18 protein-coding genes are annotated in these 21650 nt (G+C 67.6%); 10 read left to right on the top strand and 8 right to left on the bottom strand.

The genetic code is table 11. The annotated features are described in order from the left end of the window. Positions 1-362 precede the first annotated feature (362 nt). Entirely contained in the window at positions 363-1679 is a 1317-nt protein-coding gene (locus AC1DB8_RS11145) for a GAF domain-containing protein (protein WP_441419473.1), read from the bottom strand. A gap of 162 nt (positions 1680-1841) precedes the next feature. Between AC1DB8_RS11145 and AC1DB8_RS11140 the strand changes: the two genes are divergently transcribed. The 3 genes from AC1DB8_RS11140 (at position 1842) to AC1DB8_RS11130 (ending at position 5315) form a co-directional block, all read left to right on the top strand. Beyond that, positions 1842-3632: an NAD(P)/FAD-dependent oxidoreductase gene (locus tag AC1DB8_RS11140; RefSeq protein WP_441419472.1), complete on the top strand. Its 1791-nt coding sequence runs from the start codon at positions 1842-1844 to the stop codon at positions 3630-3632. 96 nt (positions 3633-3728) lie between these two features. Further along, positions 3729-4784 carry a 2,3-butanediol dehydrogenase gene (locus tag AC1DB8_RS11135; protein WP_441419471.1) on the top strand — a complete coding sequence of 352 codons (1056 nt, stop codon included), beginning with the start codon at positions 3729-3731 and terminating at the stop codon, positions 4782-4784. A gap of 180 nt (positions 4785-4964) precedes the next feature. Further along, positions 4965-5315 carry a hypothetical protein gene (locus tag AC1DB8_RS11130; protein ID WP_476893043.1) on the top strand — a complete coding sequence of 117 codons (351 nt, stop codon included), beginning with the start codon at positions 4965-4967 and terminating at the stop codon, positions 5313-5315. Positions 5316-5324: 9 nt separating this feature from the next. On the opposite strand, the gene AC1DB8_RS11125 is transcribed toward AC1DB8_RS11130, so the two are convergent. From AC1DB8_RS11125 to AC1DB8_RS11110, 4 genes are all read right to left on the bottom strand, one after another. Further along, complete coding sequence (locus AC1DB8_RS11125) at positions 5325-6545, bottom strand: flavin-containing monooxygenase (RefSeq protein WP_441419469.1); 1221 nt, start codon at positions 6543-6545, stop codon at positions 5325-5327. 47 nt (positions 6546-6592) lie between these two features. After that, on the bottom strand, positions 6593-6994 hold the full coding sequence (locus tag AC1DB8_RS11120; RefSeq protein WP_441419468.1) for a TfoX/Sxy family protein: 402 nt from the start codon (positions 6992-6994) through the stop codon (positions 6593-6595). Positions 6995-7088: 94 nt separating this feature from the next. After that, positions 7089-8669 (bottom strand): alkaline phosphatase D family protein, encoded by a 1581-nt coding sequence (locus AC1DB8_RS11115; RefSeq protein WP_441419467.1) that lies wholly within the window; start codon positions 8667-8669, stop codon positions 7089-7091. Between the two features lie 152 nt (positions 8670-8821). Beyond that, positions 8822-9274: a DUF4383 domain-containing protein gene (locus AC1DB8_RS11110; protein WP_441419466.1), complete on the bottom strand. Its 453-nt coding sequence runs from the start codon at positions 9272-9274 to the stop codon at positions 8822-8824. 255 nt (positions 9275-9529) lie between these two features. Here AC1DB8_RS11110 and AC1DB8_RS11105 point away from each other — a divergent pair, with 255 nt between their 5' ends. Continuing rightward, positions 9530-10786 carry an NAD-dependent epimerase/dehydratase family protein gene (locus AC1DB8_RS11105; protein ID WP_441419465.1) on the top strand — a complete coding sequence of 419 codons (1257 nt, stop codon included), beginning with the start codon at positions 9530-9532 and terminating at the stop codon, positions 10784-10786. A 139-nt stretch (positions 10787-10925) separates the two neighbouring features. On the opposite strand, the gene AC1DB8_RS11100 is transcribed toward AC1DB8_RS11105, so the two are convergent. Then, positions 10926-12104: an aminotransferase class V-fold PLP-dependent enzyme gene (locus tag AC1DB8_RS11100; RefSeq protein WP_441419464.1), complete on the bottom strand. Its 1179-nt coding sequence runs from the start codon at positions 12102-12104 to the stop codon at positions 10926-10928. A gap of 251 nt (positions 12105-12355) precedes the next feature. On the opposite strand from AC1DB8_RS11100, the gene AC1DB8_RS11095 reads away from it, so the two are divergent. From AC1DB8_RS11095 to AC1DB8_RS11085, 3 genes are all read left to right on the top strand, one after another. Next, positions 12356-13576 carry an acyltransferase family protein gene (locus AC1DB8_RS11095; RefSeq protein WP_441419463.1) on the top strand — a complete coding sequence of 407 codons (1221 nt, stop codon included), beginning with the start codon at positions 12356-12358 and terminating at the stop codon, positions 13574-13576. Between the two features lie 228 nt (positions 13577-13804). Next, positions 13805-14008: a cold-shock protein gene (locus AC1DB8_RS11090; RefSeq protein WP_011690916.1), complete on the top strand. Its 204-nt coding sequence runs from the start codon at positions 13805-13807 to the stop codon at positions 14006-14008. Positions 14009-14261: 253 nt separating this feature from the next. Next, entirely contained in the window at positions 14262-14726 is a 465-nt protein-coding gene (locus tag AC1DB8_RS11085; protein ID WP_476893042.1) for a hypothetical protein, read from the top strand. A 127-nt stretch (positions 14727-14853) separates the two neighbouring features. Here AC1DB8_RS11085 and AC1DB8_RS11080 read toward each other — a convergent pair whose 3' ends face one another. After that, the gene (locus tag AC1DB8_RS11080; protein ID WP_476893041.1) at positions 14854-16698 is read right to left on the bottom strand and encodes an AfsR/SARP family transcriptional regulator; all 1845 of its coding nucleotides are present in this window, start codon (positions 16696-16698) and stop codon (positions 14854-14856) included. A 99-nt stretch (positions 16699-16797) separates the two neighbouring features. On the opposite strand from AC1DB8_RS11080, the gene AC1DB8_RS11075 reads away from it, so the two are divergent. Together AC1DB8_RS11075 and AC1DB8_RS11070 are read left to right on the top strand one after the other, a co-directional pair. After that, entirely contained in the window at positions 16798-16992 is a 195-nt protein-coding gene (locus AC1DB8_RS11075) for a hypothetical protein (protein WP_441419460.1), read from the top strand. Between the two features lie 85 nt (positions 16993-17077). Beyond that, a complete protein-coding gene (locus tag AC1DB8_RS11070; RefSeq protein WP_476893040.1) occupies positions 17078-18697 on the top strand; it encodes an alkaline phosphatase D family protein in 1620 nt (539 codons plus the stop codon). 118 nt (positions 18698-18815) lie between these two features. On the opposite strand, the gene AC1DB8_RS11065 is transcribed toward AC1DB8_RS11070, so the two are convergent. Then, positions 18816-19709 carry a glucose 1-dehydrogenase gene (locus tag AC1DB8_RS11065; protein ID WP_476893039.1) on the bottom strand — a complete coding sequence of 298 codons (894 nt, stop codon included), beginning with the start codon at positions 19707-19709 and terminating at the stop codon, positions 18816-18818. Between the two features lie 312 nt (positions 19710-20021). Between AC1DB8_RS11065 and AC1DB8_RS11060 the strand changes: the two genes are divergently transcribed. Next, positions 20022-21182 carry a TerC family protein gene (locus AC1DB8_RS11060; protein WP_476893038.1) on the top strand — a complete coding sequence of 387 codons (1161 nt, stop codon included), beginning with the start codon at positions 20022-20024 and terminating at the stop codon, positions 21180-21182. Positions 21183-21650: the final 468 nt, after the last annotated feature.

The following is a 21650-nucleotide window of genomic DNA, read 5'->3' as shown; positions in this document are numbered from 1 at the left end:
TGTACTCCGATTCACCCGGGCCGGGCATGCCCGGGCAACTGGGCACGGCCGCTGGGTCGTGCCGGGTAATGGGTTTAGCAGCCGATGGGGCCCTGGGTCGTGGAGGGCAAAAGCCTATGCCGCAGGCTTCCACAGCGGCGGAGACCTTATGCACCTTGGCAACCCAGCATCGTTACGCGGGTTGCCTTGGCGTGATTCCGAGACGGGGTTCGCCCTCGTCTCAACGGGTTACAGCACGGCTACTCGTAAATTACCCCCGCCCCATACGGCGGTCAATAACCTGTTGCGCGGCCCCCGCCTCGTCCGTTCGGCCAATGGGTTCTACTTCGCCACCAGCCCCGGCAGCCTGTCTCCGGGCCCGGTCAGGCGCCGGCGGAGGCGCGGAACGCCAGGTACCGCGGGTCCCCGCGACCCAGCAGCGCTCCCAGGACCTCCGCCGCCTCGGCGTCGGCGGATCCCATGTCCGTGGAGAGCCAGCGCATCAGGAGCCCGGGGTCGGCGCTGGCGCGCACGGCCGATCCCACGGCCAGGTCCAACTGGTCCCGGAGCAGCTGGACCGCTAGGACGCCGGACCGGCTGAGGAGGGGAGCCCGGTAGGATTCCAGCGCTTCCGCCACCCGGCCCTCGCGCAGCTGCCCCAGCACCCGCCCCGAGTCGGACCGTCCGGCCACGTCCGCGGCCAGCCGGTACGGGTTGGACAGCACCGCCTCGCCGAGCAGCGACCGGAGCCGGAACATCTCGGTGCGGATGGCCTGCGGAGTCCCGGCGTCGCCGTGCAGTTCGTAGGCCAGCTCCTCTGCCGCCCAGCCCTGCGCGCGGGAGTCCAGCAGCGCCAGGATCTCGGCGCGGCGCGGCGTCAGCGGCACGCGGCTGCCGTCGGCCATCAACGCTGATGGCTTGTCGCCCAGCAGTTCCAGGGACGCCACCGCCGCCCTCGGCGGCGAGTCGACCGGGCCGCGCAGGCGCTCGCGGGGGCGCTGCCCGCCCGGGCCCGACGGCGCACCCGCGGAAGTCCCGCCGTCGTGCGTCCCGCCGTCGGGCGTCCCCAGGAGCGACTCCGCCACCCGCACGGCGCACCGCACCATCCGCAGGGTGTCCGCACTGATCGTGTCCAGCGGCCCCGAGACGTCCAGCACCCCCAGCACCCGCCCGGTGGCCGGATCCGTGATGGGCGCCGCCGAACACGCCCACTCGTGGTGCGTGCGGACCAGGTGCTCCGCGGAAAACAGCTGCACCGGGCTACCGGTGACCAGGGCCTCGCTGATGGCGTTGGTGCCGATCCCGGCCTCGGACCAGTCGGCCCCTTCCAGGAACTCCAGCCGGTCAGCCTGCCGCAGGACGGCCGGGCTGCCCACCCGCCACAGGATCTCGCCGCTGGCATCGGTCAACACCAGCAAGTGCCGGCCGCTCCGCGAATCGTCGGCCAGCAGCTCATGCAGGGCCGGCATCACGCGCTGCAGCCGGTGCTCCCGCCGGAGCTCCAGCACCTCGGACACCTCGTGCAGGTGCCGCGGGCTGTGCTGGTCCGGGCTGATGCCCAAGGCCATGGCCCGGTGCCATGAATCGGCCAGGCTGGCGGGGATTTCGGGGCGCGGGACGCCGGAGATGACGAGTTCATGTGCGCGGCGCAGGGTCCGTGCATACCGTGCCGGGTCAGAGAACCTCAGGCCGTAGTCCACTCAGCTCCTCCCCGCAGTCGGCGGCAGTGCCGGACCGGTGGGCGTGTAACGCCGCTGTTACCCCCGGCGCGCTCCAATGGTGATGCAGCTCACGCTCGCCCCAGCATATCGCAGGGTACCGGCGGGACGGGGCTCACCTGGCAACATCACAAAGGAGTGGAGATGACCGGAACACCAACCGCTGCCGCGCAGGCCTGGCTGGCGTCCTTTGATGACGCGCTGCAACGGCGCGACTTGGACGCGGCCCTGGAGCTTTTCGAGGATGACAGCTACTGGCGCGACTTCGTGGCGTTCACCTGGAACCTGAAGACCCTCGAGGGTAAGGCGGACATCCGACGCATGCTGGAAGCGACACTGGAACGCGTACAGCCCGCGGGCTGGGCGCTCGCGGAGGATGCCACCGGGGACGCCGACGCCGTGGAAGCCTGGATCACGTTCGAGACCGGCGACGCCCGCGGCTACGGCCACCTCCGGCTGCGGAACGGCAAGTGCTGGACGCTGCTGACCACCATGCAGGAGCTGAAGGGCTTCGAGGAGAAGAAAGGCCCGCGCCGTGAGCAGGGCGTGGCTCACCAGATCGTCCGCGGCCGCCGGTCCTGGCTGGAACTGAAGGAAGAGCAGGAGGCCCGGCTCGGCTACGAGCAGCAGCCGTACTGCGTGATCATCGGCGGCGGGCAGGGCGGCATCGGCCTCGCCGCCCGGCTGCGGCGCCTCGGCGTGCCCACCATCATCATCGAGAAGAACCAGAACCCCGGCGACTCCTGGCGGAACCGCTACAAGTCCCTGCACCTGCACGATCCCGTCTGGTACGACCACCTGCCGTACCTGAAGTTCCCGGACGACTGGCCGGTCTTCGCCGCCAAGGACAAGATCGGCGACTGGCTGGAGCACTACACCCGGATCATGGAGCTGAACTACTGGTCCGGCACCGAGTGCGTGGGAGCGGCGTACGACGACGGCGCGCAGGAATGGACGGTCGACGTCGTCCGCAACGGCGAACCGGTGACGCTGCGGCCCAAGCAGCTGGTGTTTGCCCTGGGCGTCTCCGGCTACCCGAGCATCCCCGCCTTCGACGGCGCCGAGAGTTTCCTCGGCGAGCAGCGCCACTCCTCGCAACACCCCGGCGGCGGCGACTGGACGGGCAAGAAGGCCGTGGTGATCGGCTCGAACAACTCAGCGCACGACATCTGCGCGGACCTCTGGGAGCACGGCGCCGACGTCACCATGGTGCAGCGGTCCTCCACCCACATCGCCCGCAGCGAGTCGCTGATGGACCTGGCCCTGGGTGATCTCTACTCGGAGCGGGCGCTCGCCAACGGCATCACCACCGAGAAGGCGGACCTGCTGTTCGCCTCGCTTCCCATGCGGGTGCTTCCCGGGGCGCAGGTGCCGGTGTACCAGCAGATGGCCGAGCGGGACGCGGAGTTCTACTCCCAGCTCGAGGCCGCCGGCTTCGACCTGGACTTCGGCGTGGACGGGTCCGGCCTGTTCGTGAAGTACCTGCGGCGCGGCTCGGGCTACTACATCGACGTCGGCGCTTCCCAGCTGCTCATCGACGGGCGGGTGAAGCTGAAGTCCGGCCAGGTCGCCAAGATCACCGGCAACGCCGTCGTGATGGACGACGGGACCGAGCTGGAGGCGGACCTTATTGTCTACGCCACCGGCTACGGCTCGATGAACGGCTGGCTGGCGGACCTGGTCTCTCCCGAAATCGCGGACAAAGTAGGAAAATGCTGGGGATACGGCTCCGATACGCCAAAGGACCCTGGTCCGTGGGAGGGTGAGCTGCGCAACATGTGGAAGCCGACCAATGTACCCAGCCTGTGGATCCACGGCGGCAACCTGCACCAGAGCCGGCACTACTCCGCCTATCTGGCCCTGCAGCTGAAGGCCCGGATGGAAGGACTCGAAACGCCTGTTTACGAACTGCAGCCAAGTCACCACACCCGCTGACCGGGCTCAATCGGCGGCCGCCGGCTGGACCCAACCGGCGGCCACCGGCCGGCCCGGTGAAACCCCATATCCGTTCCACTGATTGGAAGGACCATCATGAAGGCAGCACGTTTCCATGGCCGCAAGGACATCCGGATCGAGGACGTCCCGGAGCCGGAGCTCCGGGCCGGCGCGGTGAAGATCGACGTCGCGTGGTGCGGGATCTGCGGCACTGACCTGCACGAATACCTGGAAGGCCCCATCTTCTGCCCGGCGCCTGGGCACCCGCACCCGCTCTCGCACGAGGAGTCGCCGGTGACCCTGGGGCACGAGTTCTCCGGGACCGTCTCTGAGGTGGGCGAAGGCGTGGACGGGCTCGCGGTGGGGGACAACGTCGTCGTCGAACCGTATTTTGTGGACGGCGACTGCGATATGTGCCAGGCGGGCAGTTACCACCTGTGCCGGCAGATGGGCTTCATCGGGCTCTCCGGCGGCGGTGGCGGGCTCAGCGAAAAGATCGTGGTGGACCAGCGGTGGGTGCACCCCATCGGCGACATCCCGCTGGACGAGGCGGCCCTGATCGAGCCGCTCTCCGTGGCCCACCACGCGGTGGCGCGCAGCGGCGCCAAGGCCGGCGACGTGGCCCTGGTGGGCGGGTCGGGCCCCATCGGGCTGCTGACCGCGGCCGTCCTCAAGGGCATGGGCGTGACGACGATCATCAGCGAACTGACCCAGGCCCGGAAGGAAAAGGCCCTCTCCAGCGGGGTGGCGGACCACGTGCTGGACCCCAGCCTGGAAAACGTTCCGGCCCGGGTGCTGGAACTCACCGGCGGGACCGGCGCCGACGTCGCCTTCGAATGCGCCGGCGTGAACGCGGTGCTGGACACCATGCTCGACGCCGTCCGGCCCGGGGGAGTGGTGGTCAACGTGTCCATCTGGGGCGCGCCCGCCACGGTGGACATGCAGAAGCTGGTGCTGAAGGAGATCGACCTGCGCGGCACCATCGCCTACGTCCGGGACCACCCCGCCGTGATCAGGATGGTGCAGGAGGGCAAGGTGGACCTCAAGCCCTTCATCACCGGAAGGATCGCGCTCGACGACCTCGTGGAACAGGGCTTCGACACCCTGATCAACCACAAGGACACGGCCGTGAAGGTGCTGGTGCACCCGTAGGGGCCGGGGCCCTGTGCGGTGCGCCGGGCGTTGCCGGGACTATGCGGTCTCCGGCAACGCTGCGGGTTGCACGGCTCCCGGGGCCCCATGGCGCCGCCTGACGCTGGCTCGGCGGAGAGCTTCTGAGCCGGGTAACAGTCGGGTGTTCCCATCCCGGGTCTGGGTTGGAACAATGCTGCCATGGCACGAATTCTTGGGTTCCTGTTGTTTCTGGCCGTGGTGGTCTACGTGATCGCCGCAACGTGGCTGTTCGTCCTCGCGCTGGTGGTGACCGTGGCGATCGTCAAACATGTACGCACCCGGCACCGCGTCGCCCCGCGGGCCGCCCCGGCAGCCAAGCTCCACCACAACGCTCCAGCCGTCCCGCGCGCTATCCCGCGCCCCGCCCCGGCGCCGGCCTATCTGTCCCGGTGGTCGGTCCAGCGCCGGTGGGTCGTCGCCGGTGACAAGGACGACTGGGACCAGGCCTTCCGGGACGCCGAGCTTCAGGCGCAGGTCTGCGCCGCCGGACCGGGGGCCACCCGGAGGTAGCGCACGCCGTCACCGCCCCGCTATGTGCTCTGCCACGAACTTCGCGTCGTCGCCCACCACCGACAGCGTGGCCGACAGGTGCTTCGTGAGCCAGGGCAGGCCCACGGCATAGAGACCCGGGACCTCAGTGACGCCCCGGCGGTGCCGCGGGTAGTTCCACTTGTCCAGCACGGGCGCGTCGAGGAAGCCAAAGTCCAGGCCGTAGCCGGTGCACCAGATGACCGAGGTGACTCCCTCGGCTGCCAGGTCGAGCCGCGCCCCCGAGTCTGCGGGCAGCCACTCGTCCGCCGGCGCGGGTTCCGCGGGCGGGGCGTCGATGCCTGCCGCGGCGATGTAGGCGTCGGCCATCCGCCCAAGGCGCTCGCGGAACCCCGCCTCCACCAGGGCGAGGCGTGCGGGGAGATCGTCGCTGAAGACGAGGCCGCCGTCGTCCGTTCCCTCGAACCGACCGTGCAGGCGGACGCCCCGGCGGCCGAGGTCGCGGAGGTGGATGCCATGGCCGCCGCCGTTGCCGGAGATCAGCGGGTTGCACATGAACCGCGCGGCCGGTGACGGCAGATGGTCCGCCTGGAGGCCGTTGATGCCGAATTCGGGGCCGTGGAGGTTGACCTGCAGGATCCACTGGAAAACATCCTGGCCGCGGTACCGCCGCGGAGCGTCGGGGCAGGTGGAGACGGACAGGTGGACCTCTCGGCCGGCATCGAGCAGGTCCTCGGTGATCTGCCCGCCGGACTGCCCGGTGCCTACCACCAGCACGGCGCCGTCGGGAAGCTGCTGCGCGTTGCGGAAGTCGTGGCTGTGCAGCTGGCGGATGTGCCCGGGGAGATTGCCTGCCGACGCCGGAAAACGCGGCCGCTGGAAGGCGCCGTTCGCGAGGACCACGTTCCGCGCGAGCCAGCGGCCCTGATTGGTCTCCACCGTGAAGCGGCCGTCGACGACGCCGACCCGGGTCACCTCCGTGCCGAGCCGGACCGGCGCCTTGATCCGCGCGGCGTAGTCGCGGAACAGTCTGATCACCTCATCCCGGGGGAGGAAGGCGTCCGGCTCGGGACCGTCGTAGCTCAGCTCCGGCAGCAGGAACGAAAAATTCGGGGTGTTCAGGAAGAACGAATCCCAGCGGTCCTGCCAGGCACCGCCCAGCTCCCTCCGCCGTTCCAACACGTAGTGGTCGACGCCGTACCGGCTCAGCCAGCAGCTGGTCGCCAGGCCGGCCTGCCCCGCGCCGACCACCAGGGTGTCGGCCGACTGGACAGGTCCCGCGCCGGGGGAGGGAATGGCTACTTCCTCGGCGCTTTCGGTGCCTTGGAGGCCTTGGCCGCCTTCGGGGCCTTAGGCGGCAGCCCGGCCACATACTCGAACGCCCTTTCCACCCAGGCCCTGGCGCGCTCCTCGCCGGTGCCGCCGCCGTCGCCGTTCCAGACCTCCGGCAATCCGGTGTAGCCGCCCATAGGGCGCTCGGCCGGGCCGAACGGAACGGTCCGCTCCGAACTTTCGAGCGCCGCCTGATCCGCAGTGGAAAGCTTCACGCCAATGGTGGAGCCGAACAAGCCGGCGAACATGTTGCCGTTCACGAACGCCCCGAGGTTTCCGAACATCGGCTTGATGACCACCCCGGGATGGTCCGGAATCAGCGAGCGGAAGTGCTCCTTGTCGGCGTCGGACGCTTTGGGCATTTCCATGCGTACCTCCCGGAAATGGGGGCCATTGAACAGGTCTTTCTGCAGGATATGCCCGGGGCCGCGCCCGGTACAGACCGCCGGTGTTCTGCCCCCGCTACTGCAGCCCCGGCACCCCGTCCCGGATCTCAAACGACGCCTTCGTGCTCACCGGTGCGCCCGGCGTCGTGACGTAGTCCAGCGTCCGGAAGGCGGCGGTCATGGCGTCCTTGGTGATGCGGGTGTTCACGTAGCCGCGGTTGTCGTTGTAGAACTTCAGGTGCGGGTTCCAGGCCATCGTGGCGTCCGTGGTGGAGCCGGTGCCATTGCCGGTCGAGGTGATCGAGGTGCACACCAGTTCGGAGCCGACCACGGGGGAGGCCGGCTCCTTGTAGTCCACCTTGACGTCGTTGGCCCAGTTGCGGTGCACGTCGCCGGTCAGGACGACGGCGTTCCGCACGTCCGCGTCCACCCAGCCCTGCGTGATGCGGCGGCGTGACGCGGCGTAGCCGTCCCAGCCGTCCATGGAGACGTCGTCGATCTCCGGTGCCTGGTTCCGGTCCCGCTCGGCGAAGAACACCTGCTGGCCCAGAATGTCCCAGCGCTGCGTGGAGTTCCGGAACCCCTCCAGCAGCCACTTCTCCTGCTCCGCGCCGGTGATGGTGCGGTCCTCCGCCAGGCGCTCGGTAACGTTCTTCCGCCAGCCGTCGCCGGCGAGCTGGTCGTCGCGGTACTGACGGGTATCCATCATGTGGAAGTTGGCCACCTGGCCCCACTGCAGCTTCCGGTAGATCTTCATGTCGGCACCCGCCGGCACGGACGAGCGCCGCAGCGGCATGTTTTCGTAGTAGGCCTGGAACGCGGCGGCGCGGCGCTGCCGGAAGTGCTGGGTGGTGTCGTTCAGCTGCCCGGCATCGCGGTTCTCCGGGACGTCGTCCGCCCAGTTGTTGTCCACCTCGTGGTCATCCCACACCACCAGCCACGGCGCCACGGCGTGCGCGGCCTGCAGGTCGGCGTCGGCCTTGTACTGCGCGTGCCGCTGCCGGTAGCCGGCCAGGTTCACCGTCTCCGGTCCTGCGTGGTCGCGCGGGTTGCTGCCGCCGATCACGTAGCTGTCCTTCTTGTACTCGTACAGGTAGTCGCCCAAGTGCAGCACCAGGTCCGGGTGGTCCTGGGCCAGCCGGGCGTAGGCGGTGAAGTAACCGTGCTCGTACTGCGCGCAGCTGGCGAACGCCATGGCCAGCGCCGCCGGCACCTCGTGCGGTGCCGGGCTGGTCAGCGTCCGGCCCACCGGGCTGATGTGCCGGCCGGTGCGGAACCGGTAGAAGTATTCGCGTCCCGGCCGCAGGCCTTTCAGCTCCACGTGCACCGAGTGCGCGGTCTCGATCCGGGCGTGCTCGACGCCGCGGGCCACCACCGTGCGCATGCCTGCGTCCTCCGCCACTTCCCACGCCACCGCGACGTTGCGTGCGGGCATCCCGCCCAGCCCGTCCCCGGCCACCGGGTCCACCGCCAGCCGGGTCCAGATCACGAAACCGTCCGGCCACGGCTCGCCGGAGGCGATGCCGAGCCGGAACGGATCGGTGCGGAGACCGGCGTCGTCCGCGGTGGAAACGGCGACGGCGGCCCCCGGCCAGGCGGCGACGAGCCCCGCTCCGAGGCCGGCGGAAAGAACGGATCTGCGCGAAATGTTGTCCATGCCCGCCACGCTATTCACGCCGGATTGACCCAATCCAAGGAAGACATGAATGCGCAGTTAACTGCGTGACAAGACCTGACACGACAACCGTGCCCGCCGGGTTCCGGCGGGCACGGTTGTCGTGGAGGCGCGGTGCTCCGTGCGGCGCTGGCTTAGGCGTGTGCCTTGGCGCGGCCCTTGGTGAGGATGACTGCCAGCGCGATCATGCCGGCGCCGAGCACCAGGTGCAGGATGTTGTCCAGGCTGTTCAGCGGCACGAAGTCGCCGGCCGAATCTTCGGGAACTACCAGGCCGTACACGAACAGGACCAGGTAGATGACACCGCCGTAGAGCAGGAAGGAGCGGGCGCCGGTGGCGGTACGGGCCAGCAGCAGGCCGGCGGCGCCGAAGAGCAGGTGGACGATGTTGTGCAGGACCGAGACCTGGAACAGTCCCAGCAGCATGGCCTCGGAGTGGTGGCCGGCGAATTGCAGCGACTCGTAGTTGGTGGTGATGCCCGGGACGAAGCCCAGGATGCCGACCAGCAGGAAGACGGCGCCGACGGCGAGGCTCGCCTTCTGGACGGTGGTGCGGGCTGCGGTCCGGTTGTGGGTCGTGGTTGTCATGCTGGCTCCTTGGGTGCGGGCTTGCGGTGAGGGAGCGACCTGTGGTTCGGCCGTTCCGATGCTTATGCCAGCAATTCGGAGGACATTGAGCGGCGGATTGCTCCATCCGGCGGAATTTGCTCCGGGGAGCAGCAGGGCGAGTGAATCCTGCGGGACTACTCCCGTGCGACCAGCCGGAAGCCGCACCGTGAGCTGACCCAAAGCATTGACTCATGGGCAGTGTTTGCTCTACGTTCTCGAATTACGGAACCACTCATGCATTTTGTAAAAGCGGAAAGCGTGATTTTCATGGGGTCAGCCATGATTGAGACGAACGACAATATGCTCATGATTCTTGGCGGTGACGGGTATTTGGGCTGGACGCTGGGACTGGCGTTGGCCAACCGCACCGGCCGGCAGGTGGTTCTGGTGGATAACCTCATCAAGCGCCGCTGGGAAGAAGAGGCTGGGGCCAAGGTCCTGGTGCCACTCCGGAGCCCCGAAGCGCGCATCGCCGAATATGAACGGATCTTCGGGAAACAGAATCTTTCATTCGAGAATGTCGAACTCCTGGACCCGAAGGCTGTTGAGAAGGTAATTGCGAAGTACCGGCCCGCCGTCGTCATCAACGGCGCCCAGCAGCCCTCGGCGCCGTTCTCAATGAGCAGTGCGGAGAATGCGGCAGCCACCTTTACGAATAATATCGTCGGCCACCTCAACGTGCTGTGGGCTATCGCGCACCTGAGCAGAGCCACTAAATACATCAAGCTTGGCTCCGGAGGCTGCTACATGGCCACCGACACCGATGCGGTCCCGCTCGGTAAGCACGACTTCGCTTTCGAACATGAAGGCCGGCAGCACAAGGTCCTGCAAAGCTTCCTTCCGATGCAAGCCACCGACTTTTACCATCAATCGAAGATCACTGACCTGCTGATCGATGACCTTTGTTCAAAAATGTGGGGCTTGAAGGTCATGACAGTCCAGCAAGCCACCATCTTTGGAGCGACAGTTCCGGAAAACCATTCACCTGAGCGTGGCGGACTGGCCGCCAGATTCAATTACGACGCCGTCTTTGGCACGGTCATCAATCGCTTTGTCTGCCAGGCCGTCGTCGGCCATCCCCTGACTGTTTATGGCGACGGGACCCAGAAGACCGGCCTGATCAGCCTGACCGACACGGTCGACAACTTCCTCAAGTTGATCGACCTCGACGTCGAGGCCGGTGAACACCTGATGGTGCACAACTTCACCCATCGTCTGAGTGTCGGTGAAATAGCCCAAAAACTCGCAGAAATCGATTCCTCGGTCAAAATCGAGCATGTCACCAACCCCCGCCAGGAAGCGACCGGCAAGCTGGAACCCCACGTGGAAGTGCATGAGGCAATCAGGGCCTGTCACAGGGACCTGGAGGCCCGGCTGCAGGCGGAATTGGCCGCCATGCTCGAGTTCACGCGCCGCTACAAAGACAACATCGAGCCGTCCATCATCATGCCAAGAGTTAATTGGTCTCCCAGGCAAGCCGCTGCCCGCTAACCCTGCCCACTAAGCCCGTGGCCGCCCGCACCGCCCCGGCCCCGCCCGCTGAACCGTTGCCCATACCGCCCCGGCCCCGCTCGCTGGCGGCGTTACTGGCGGCGTCACCCGCGATCACCCGCGATCACCCGCGCGAACGCTAGCTTCTGCTACCGTCGAGGAATTCTCGGGCGAGCCGGGCCAAAACCTCGACGTCTTCCAGCTTGGACTCGTGGATGAAGGAGAGTCGGGCCACGTCCTGGATGGGCTTTAGGTAGACGCCCCGTTCCGTCAGGAATCCGCATAGGCCGGCCGGATCAGGGATGCGTAGCGAGACGATGTTGCTTTGATGCGTGCCGTGATCAATGAAGTCCAGGTTGTGTTCGTGCAGAATACCCTTGATCCCCGCCAGGAGCTCAAGGTTTTTCTGTTCGATGGCGCCCATCCCGATGGCGTTGGTTTCCCGGAGCGCTGCATGGAGTGCCGCCAGGCCGCTGACATTTTGGGTCCCATCCTGAAACCGGGCGGCCGTACTTTTGAGCACGTAGGAATTCTCGTCGAAATGTTCCACGCTGCGAATGCCCGCTTTGCTGTCACGCAGGAGGGGCATGACGTTCCGGTTGACGTACATGAAGCCGATCCCCATGCCGGCGCGCAGATACTTTTGGCCGCCGCAGACCAGGATGTCCACCGGGGTCCTGGTTAGATCAATCCTCCGCGCACCAACGTGCTGGACGGCGTCGACAACCAGGAAGATGCCCAGGCCGCGGCACTTGCGCGAAAGTAAGCCGAGGGCCGGCATGAATCCGTCGTACTGCTGGGCCGAGGAGATGCTTATGGCCCTTGTTCGCGGGCCGATGCTCTCGAGCAAACGCAGGAACGCGCCTTCATTGTCGCGGCCCGTAATTACCCTCACCGTCACGCCGTCGTGGCGCTTGCGCAACCACGGCAGCAGATTCGCGGGATATTCGTTGCCGAGCACCAGTACCTCATCGCCCCGCTGCAGCGGCAGGGCCTCACTCGCCATGATGATGCCCTCGGTCGTATTTTTTAGGTACGTGATTTCTTCAGCCGCACAATTGACCAGCCGGGCGGCTTCGGTGGCCATGTCGTCTGCCAGTGTGTCGTATTGGTAGAGCACTTCGGGGGGCCCGTAGAGGTAAAAATCCGCCATGAATGTGCGTGCGGCTTCATAAGCGGCCCGGCTCATCGGCGCAACGGTGGCATAGTTGAAAAGTATTTTCTCGGATATCGGTGTGGGGCCCTTGCGGACTGGGCCGCGGAGCGCGGCCGCCTCGATTGCCTGCGCAGTGGAGGCCAGTGTCGCACCCTTACGCATGGTTGCCTCCCCGCTTGGCACCTGTACCTCGACCCGTACCGAGTGAAGCTCAAGTTATAGGCGCGGTGATCCCGTGTCACGAGTAGTCATTACCCGGAAAGCGCCCGGTTTCAGAGGCCATGTCGCTGCGTGTCCGGGAGGATGTGCCCGGGAATTTTCCGTCGGGAACCAGACTGCGAGGGCGCGAATCCATGCCTGCGAGCTAACACCAGCCACCCGCCCCAGTGTAACGAACTGGTAACATAGGGCTGATGCCGAATCAGTCTGGTCAAAAACGAGTCACCCAATTGGACGGCCTCCGCGGGATAGCCGCCCTGGTGGTCATCGCCTGCCATTTGCTCTCCACGCTCCCGGGAATCGGGAATGTGGTCTTCGATGACCGGTCCGCACCACTCGACGCTGCGGGGCACTGGGCGGTATTTTCCCCGCTGCACGTCCTTTGGAACGGCACTCCCGCGGTCCACGTCTTCTTTGTGCTGTCCGGCTTTGTCCTGATCCTGCCGTTCACCCGCGGGGACAAGGCCACCCGCTGGACCACGTACTACGCCAAGCGATTGCTGCGTCTCTACCTGCCAGCCTGGGCGGCCTTAGCCGTGGCGGTCGCGCTGGTCGTGACTATCCCACGCACAGTGTCTTCCCTGCAAAGCTCCTGGGCGAACATGTACGTCACCGACCCCAGCGTGGGCCAGGTCGCCAAGGACGGCCTGCTTCTGTTGGGCGCGAGCACCATCAACACCCCGCTGTGGACCCTCCGGTGGGAGATCTTGTTCTCCCTGCTGCTGCCGGTGTACGTCTTCGGTGCCCTCCGCTGGCGGCGCTTCTGGCACCTGAAGCTCGGCATCGTCGTGGCCCTGGCCGCGGTGGGCGCGGTGCAGCACATCGATTGGCTGATCTACCTGCCCATTTTCGCCATCGGCGCGATCCTCGGTGCCGAACGCGAACGGATCCGCGAGCTGACCCGCTCGTGGCCGCGCTTCGTCTGGCTGCCTGTCACCGCCGCCGGCCTGGTCCTGGCTAACGCAGAATGGTTCAGCCCCGCCAAACCGGTCGACGGCGTCGAGGCGCTGGTAACGGTCGGCGCGACGCTGCTCGTCCTGGTGTTCCTGCTGTCCGGCTCCGCGAAGAAGCTCGGAGACACCGCCGTTGCCCAATGGCTGGGCCGGATCTCCTTCAGCCTCTACCTGGTGCACCTGCCGATCATCCTGGCCGGCGTCACCCTGCTACGGTCAGTCTCGCTTCCGCTGGCGCTCGCCGTCTCCGCGGTTGCCTCGTTCGCGGTGGCCGAACTGTTCTACCGCTTCGTGGAGCAGCCCGCCCAGCGCCTCTCCATAGCCGCAGGACGGGCCGTGGAGAGGCGGCTCGGCGGCCGCCGCGACCGCGCGGATCCCCCGGCGAAACCGGGCATCGCGCACGAGGTGGGAACGACGTCGTCGGCAGCGGACCTCGGCCGGACGCGGCAATCCGTCTCGTAGGTAGGCGCGCGGCGGGGGCGTCCCAAAGGGCGCCGATGATGACGAGTGGTAATCCTCCGCCCATCCGTCCTGTAGAGTAGTTCTTGTTGTTGTGTTTATGCAGTTCGTAGTTCAGGCAGTACGCACGGTCGAAAGCCCGTGTTCTTCTGAAGCAGCGGTTTTGAGCACCCCAAACAGGAGGACCCGAAAGTCGGGACAGTTCCTCCACCTTCACGAAGGACAAAAATAATGGCTACTGGTACCGTCAAATGGTTTAACGCTGAAAAGGGCTTCGGCTTCATTTCCCCCGATGACTCCTCACAGGACGTTTTCGCGCACTACTCCGCGATCAACTCCTCGGGCTTCCGCTCCCTCGAAGAGAACCAGAAGGTCTCCTTCGAAACCGAGCAGGGCCCCAAGGGTCCTCAGGCCACCAACATCCAGGCTATCTAATTTCCTTAGATACCCGGAACCGTTAGGTTTCCAGCAGGGCCCGTCTTCGGACGGGCCCTGCTTTTGTTTAACCCGGATGTGCCAAGCGTGCCCAAGTAGCTCGCGGTTGTTGTCGTTTTGAGGCCCCAAAACGACAACAACTGCGAGTCAGTTGGGGCCTAGACACCGTCCACGTGCGGGAGCATCCTGTTGCTGTCCGCGTTCGCCACCACGCGGCCCCCAGGGATTGGCGAGGGAAGCTGGCACAAGGATCATGAGCGAATCACCAGACGCCCGGCAGAAACTGTCCGACCGGATCGACGAGAAGCAACGCGCCGTCCGCGCCTACCTGGCCCGCGAACGGCCCCGCCGGAACCGGCTCTCCAACGTCAGCATTGTGGGCAGCGGACTGGCCGCTGCACTCACCGCCGGCCCCGCGGTGGGCGGCACGGGATTCACCCACGCCACGGCAAACCTGCTCTCGCTCAGCGAGGACTCGATCGTCTGGCGGGTGCTGTGCTTGCTGGCCGTGATCCTCTCCGTCGCCGCCGCGCTGTCCACCAACTTCGCCACCTCGCGTTCCGTCGCGGACCGGGTCAGCGCCGCCGAAACCTGCAGCGCCCAGCTCGAAAGCCTCGCCGTCTCCCTGGACATCGGCCACATCGACGTCGACGAAGCGGTCAAGCTCTACCAGCAGTACGCCGGCCAGGTCCCGTTCGTGGAAACCGCGCACGCGTGAAGGCTGCCTTGCTGCCGATGCCCTGTCAGTTATGGCTGGTCTGAGCCCGTCGGAACAGCCAAAGCTGATAGAGCATCCGCCTCGCACCAACCGTTTTCCCCATCGGAAGCGCCCGACGTCGGCCGCCTCACCCGGCCCGGTGCCCCGCCTGCCGCCGCGCCACCCACCCGGCCAGCACCGGGTTGTCGATCTCCTTCGCCAGCCACTGCGCGGATTCGGCGGCGCCCGCATCGCCGAGGGCCGCCCGGTGCGACTGCGCCCGCACGGCAAACTCACGCATCCCGGACCGGCTGGCCAACGCACCCAGCCGGTCCGCGAACTCGGAGGCCCGCGGCGAACCCGAGGCCAATGCCACTTCCGCCGCCACGTCCAGCAGCCGGGCCGAGTACCAGAGGTACCACGGGCTGGGCGCCATGCCCCGGCCCACCCAGTGTTCGGCGGCGGCCAGATCGCCGTGTGCCAGGAACAGCCGCGCCTCGGCCCCGGCCGCGAGGGCCATGTAGCAGTGGTCACCGGCCAGCTCCGCCATCACCCAGGACCGGTCGATCAGCGCTGCCGCCTGCTCGAGCTCCCCTGCCGCCAGATACGTCTCGCCGCGCAGCCCGGCCACGAACGGCTCGAACGCCGTCCAGTGTTCCGCGGCCACCCCGGCCAGGGCCCGGTCCAGGCACGCCCCGGCCGGGCCAAGTTCGCCACGGATGAGGTGGACCCGGCCCAGCAGTGCCTCCCCGAACGCCTGCTGCCGGCGGTTCCCGGCCTCTGCGGCGAGCCGCACCGACTCGGTCAGAGCGGCCACCGCATCTGCGTAGCGCGCGGTGTCCGAGGCCAGCATGCCCTGGATTGCCAGGATCCTCGACTGCTCGTCCGGGAACCTCCTCGCGGCCCTCATCGCCCGCTCCAGCCAGCCGGCGGCCCGGTCCGGCACACCGCGCTGCACCGCCAGGTAGCCCAGCTCCCGGTACGCGGCAGCAGCGGTGCGGGAGCCGCCGTCGGGCGCCTCCGCCGTCAGCGCGCGGTGTAGGAAGTCCGCCACCTCGGCGCCGCGGCCGCCCGCCTGGTGGATGACCGCCCCGGCCAGTGTCACCAGCGACTCGGCCAGCAGGTGTCGTTCGCCCGCCCGCTGGGCCAGTTCGACGGCGAGGCGCAGCTGCGCCAGCCCGCGGTCCACCGCGCCGGCCGAGAGCGAGGCTGCACCGGCGTCGAGGTAGGACCGCACGGTGGCAGCGTTCGCCGGGGTGCCGGAATCCGCGGCGGTCCCCGGTTCCGACAGCGCTCGGCGGACCTCCTCGGGCAGCGGCAGCCCCAGCTCCGCGCGGTACAGCTCGCCGAACTTGGTGACCTGCTCGCGGGCGCGGCGCTGCTCACCGAGGGCCACCAGCGCCTTGACCAGCACGGCGGTGCAGTCGGTGTTGAACGGATCCCGCTGCAGCGCCCGGGATGCGAGGGCGGAGGCGTCCGCCGGGGCGCCGGCCGCCAGCGCCGCCAGCGCGGCGTCGTAGAGCAAGGACTGCAGCGCGTTCTCAATCCGGTAGCGCTGGTCCGCGAGCCAGGATTCAAACACCGGGCTGTCAGCAAAGTTCAGGCCTTCCAGCAGCTGGCCCTCGAACCGGCGCGGATCGACGTCACGGCCCCCTGCCGAACCCAGGAGCTCCAGCACGTCGCAGCGCCAGCCCGGCTGCAGCTCCAGCCGCAGGGGATCGCCCGCGATCGCCGCGCCGCCGAGCACCCGACGCAGCTCGGAGAGGTTCCAGCGCAGCGCGCCGAGGGGATCCGCGGCGTCGGGAAACAGGAGCGCGGCGGTCCGCGCGCGGCCAACGCCGGCCGGGTTTAGGGCGAGGTAGGCCAGCACCGCCCACGCCTTGCGGCCGCGGGGTTGCGGGGGAGCCCCGCCCGCGGAGTCAAGGTCCGTGGGTGCTGGGTCAGGGGGTTCGATCCGGGGCGGGCCGAGGAGCCGAATCCAGGTGTCGGCCATACCGAATTTTACCGCCGGAACGTCCTCACACGCCTGCTCACACGGTGCCCGCAGACACTGAAGCCATCCACCCGCCACCCACCACCGAGGTGCATCACCATGGAAGTACTTGCAGTCCTGCTCGCCGGATCCGCCCTGGTCGCGATCCCCGGCACGTTCGTCGCCATCCTGCGGGACGGCCACGGCCACACCCCGGAGGTCCGGTCCGACGAACCGTGGAAAGCCGGCAACCTGCCGAGCGAACCCTACGCGTCGGCGAACCGGGCCTTCCCGCCCACCCTCTGGTTCCGGTAGGCACCAGCGCCGGGCGCATCCATTGGCCCGGCGCTGTTCACGCTCCCGCCACCACCGGTTTACGCGGGCAGTCAAGGATGGCACCATGACTGATTTCACCCGCCGCAATGTCCTCAAAGGTGCCCTGGCCGCCGCCGGCGCAGCCGCCGTCGTCCCCGCAACGGGCGGAGCGGCCAGCGCCGCCCGGCCCGCCGGCGTCGCACTGGTCCGCAACCGCCTGACCCTGCCCTCCGGAATCGCCACCGGCGATGTCACCACCGGCTCCGGTGTGCTGTGGTCCCGCGCGTCGGGCCCCGGCCGGCTGGTGGCGAACCTGCTGGCCGTCGACGACGGCGGGTCCCCGCTCCGCGGCGGCCGCGCCTTCCGGCGGGTGCTGCGGGGGAGCGCCGCCAGTGAGGCGACCGACTTCACCGCCAGGATCAACGCCGAACACCTGCCCGCCGGCACCCGTTTCGCGGTGAGCCTGCACTTCGAGGACGCCGACGGCAACGCCGGCGAGACCGCGCAGGGATCGTTCAGCACCGCGCCGGAGACCGGGCTGCTGCACAGTGGCCGCGCCGCCCGCGGTCAGAGCTTCGTCTGCAGCGGCGACACCGCCGGCCAAGGCTGGGGCATCAACGAGGAGATCGGCGGGATGCGCGGCTACGCGGCCATGCACGCCACAGCGCCGGACTTCTTCATCCACTCCGGCGACACGATCTACGCCGACGGGCCGATCAGCGCGCAGGTGACCGAGCCGGACGGCAAGATCTGGCGCAACCTCGTCACCGAGGAAGTGTCGAAGGTGGCCGAATCGCTCAACGAATACCGCGGCCGGCACCGCTACAACATGATGGACAGGAACGTCCGCGCCCTCTACGCGGAGGTCCCGGTGATCGCGCAGTGGGACGACCACGAGACCCACAACAACTGGTACCCGGGCCAGATCCTCACCGACAGCCGCTACACCGAACGCCGCGTGGACGTGCTCGCCGCCCGCGGCCGGCAGGCCTGGCAGGAGTACCAGCCCATCGCCGGGGTCAGCGCCGGCGGCACCGGCTTCGAACCGGCCCGGATCTACCGGAAGATCAGCCGCGGCCCGCAGCTGGACATCTTCTGCCTGGACATGCGCACCTACAAGGACGCCAACACGGACGGCAAGGAACGGCAGCTGACGCACATCCTGGGCCAGGAGCAGGCCGACTGGCTGATCCGCGAAGTCAGCAAATCCAAGGCCACCTGGAAGGTCATCGCCAACGACCTCCCGCTGGGGCTGGTGGTGCCCGACGGCCCGGTCAACCAGGAATCGCTCTCCAACCGCGACGCCGGCGCCCCCTTGGGCAAGGAACTCGAGCTCGCCGGGGTGCTCTCCGCATTCAAGCGCAGCCGGGTTAAGAACGTGGTCTGGCTGACGGCCGACGTGCACTACTGCGCCGCGCACCACTACGCGCCGGAGCGGGCCGCGTTCACCGACTTCGACCCGTTCTGGGAATTCGTCGCCGGGCCCATCAACGCCGGCAGCTTCGGCCCCAACGCCCTGGACGGCACGTTCGGGCCAGAGGTGAAGTTCTTCAAGGCCGGCGCCTACGCCAACGAATCCCCGCGCAGCGGCGAAACCCAGTACTTTGGCCACGTGGACCTGGGCGCCGACGACGTCTTCACCGTCAGCCTGCGCAACGCCAACGGTGCTGTGCTGTGGAGCAAGGCCCTGCAGCCGGAGCGGTAGCGCTGGGAGCGGGCGGGCGTCGGCGTCGCACTTGGGTGGGCGGGCCGGCGTCGTAAACACCAGTGGGCCCCTCCCGGAAAGTCCGGGAGGGGCCCACTGGCGTGAACGGAGACGGGGCCTACGGCGTCGGCATGCCGCCGTTGACGTTGAGCGTCTCGCCGATGACGTAACTGGACTCGGACGAGGCGAGGAACACGTATGCCGGCGCCAGCTCGGCCGGCTGGCCGGCGCGGCCCAGCGGGGTCTCCTTGCCGAACTCCGGCAGGTCCTCGGTGGGCTGGCCGCCGCTGGCCTGCAGCGGGGTCCAGATGGGGCCGGGCGCCACCGCGTTCACCCGGATGCCCTTGGGTGCCAGCTGCTGGGCCAGGCCCTTGGTGAAGTTGTTGATCGCCGCCTTGGTGGAGGCGTAATCCACCAGGGTTTCCGAAGGGCTGTAGGCCTGGATGGAGGTGGAGTTGATGATGCTGGAGCCGGCCGGCAGGTGCGGCAGCGCCTCCTTGGTCAGCCAGAACATCGCGTAGACGTTGGTCTTGTAGGTGTGGTCGAACTCGACATCGGTGATGTCGCCGAGCGCCTTCTGCGCGACCTGCTTGCCGGCGTTGTTGACCAGGATGTCCAGGCCGCCGAGTTCCTCGACAGCGGTTTCGACGAGCTCCCGGCACACTGCCGAATCCTTCAGATCGCCTGGCACCTTGACCGCCTTGCGGCCGGCCTTCTCGATCAGGTTCGCGATCCGGGTGGCGTCCTCTTCCTCCTCGGGAAGGTAGGACATCACGACGTCGGCACCCTCGCGGGCGAAGGCGATCGCCGTCGCGGCGCCGATGCCGGAGTCCGCGCCGGTGACGAGCGCCTTGCGGCCCTCCAGCCGGCCGGTGCCGCGGTACGTGTCCTCGCCCAGATCCGCCCTGGGCGTGAGCTTGGCGTCCAGGCCGGGCTCCGGCTGGCTCTGCTCGGGCGGCTCGATCTGCTCGTACGCCGTAACGGGGTTCCTGAACGTGTACTGGTCAGTCATAGTTCTCCTCCGATGGTTGCGTTGCGCCCGGTACCTTTTGCAGGGCCGGACATCGACGGCGGGTGGATCCCACAACACGCTAAGCATGCTTAGTAATTACCCTAGCCAGATCGGGGGAGCGGATGCAACGGGGATGCTCGGCCGACCATTGTCGGCAGAAGTGAAGTGTGTTTCACTTTTTAGGTGGAGGGGAGTATCCCCCAAATGTTCCGTCGTCAGTACGGCCGCCCCTGAGCGGCCCGGCGGGCAGGCCCCTTGGGGCCGGGAGAGACCTCCAGTTGGTGTTGACTGACTGGAAGCGGGTGCTCTTCGATGAATGTTCCTCTGTGGGCCTGGTTGGCCGTCCTTGGCGTGATCGTCCTGATGTTGGCGGTGGACCTGTTCGCCCACCGCAAAGCGCATGTGATCGGCGTCCGCGAAGCGGCGTTGTGGTCCGCCGTCTGGGTCGCGTTCGGCGTCGGATTCGGCGCGCTGGTGTGGCAGCTGTACGGGGCCGAATTCGGCCAGCAGTACTTCGCCGGGTACCTGATCGAGAAATCCCTGGCGGTGGACAATGTCTTCATCTGGGCGATCATCTTCACGTATTTCGCCGTGCCCCGTGAGTACCAGCACCGGGTGCTTTTCCTCGGCGTGCTGGGCGCCCTGGTGTTCCGCGGCATCTTCATCGCCGCGGGCTCCGCCATCATCGCCAGCGCCGGGTGGGTGCTCTACCTCTTCGCGGCGTTCCTGCTCTTCACCGGCTACCGGATGATCCGCCAGCGCAACGACCACCCGGAGCCGGAGAAGTCTCGGGCGCTGAAACTTTTCCGCCGGTACGTGCCCATGACCGACAAGTTCCACGGGCAGAAATTCCTGGTCCGCAAGAACGGCCTGGTGCTGGCCACCCCGCTGCTGGCCGTCCTGGCCCTGGTCGAGGTTACGGACATCATTTTTGCCGTCGATTCGATCCCCGCGATCTTCGCCGTCACCGACGAGGTGTTCCTGGTCTTCACCGCCAACGCCTTCGCGATCCTTGGCCTCCGTGCCATGTACTTCCTGCTCGCCGACCTGATCCACCGGTGCATCTACCTCAAAATCGGACTGGCGCTCGTGCTGGTCTGGGTCGGTATCAAGATGCTGCTCAAGATCGACATCTACTACATCCCCACCCCGCTGTCGCTGGGCGTCATCGCCACAATCCTCGGCGTGTCCATCGGCGCAAGCCTTTGGGCCACCCGCGGCCAGGAGCGCAGGGCTCCCGCGGGGCCGGCCCACGCTCCGTTCGGGACCGCCACGGCCGCGGAAGTGGCGGAGCTGGAACCGCTGTGGCGGCGGGGCCGTTCGGGTGCGAAGGCAGCGGCGTCAACGACAACGACGACGACGGCGCGTGGCGGGGAGGCGGGGAAGCCCGGCGCCGGCGAACCCGGCGGCGACCCGCATGCGGCGGCACCCGACGCCGTCCCGCCCGCGCCCCTAGAGAGTGAGGGCAGGTGAACGACGGCGTGCAACGGGCTGATCGGATTGGTTTCACCCTCCGCCGTGGCGGGGCCGGCATTCCGACTGTGACCCACTCCACAGAAGTCCGACGTCGAACGGCTGGGCGCTTTGACCCCGCCGCAGGGGCTGAAACCCGCGGATTTCCCGGGTTTGTGGCGCGGGGAGGTGCTTGCGGGGGCCGATTTGTATGGGGTCGGGTTGGTGTGTAGAGTAGTTCGAGTCGCCGCCGCTGAAGCGGAAAGATAGCGACCGACCCCCTGATGAACGGCCTGGAAAATGGCGCGGAATGTTGCGCGCTGTATAAGGGTGGGGACCCCCTGTGGAATTGTGAATGGCGGAAACGCCGGTTTGCAAAGCTTCATGGATTCGGGTAAGTTTGAAAAGTTGCTCCGGAGCGATCCTGGACCGTTGGGTTTGGGTGGTGCCGGGTGTGTCTGTTGTTTGAGAACTCAATAGTGTGCCAAG

This window comes from Arthrobacter sp. 10N410 (genome assembly GCF_056394945.1).
This window is presented reverse-complemented; position numbering and strand designations above follow the sequence as displayed.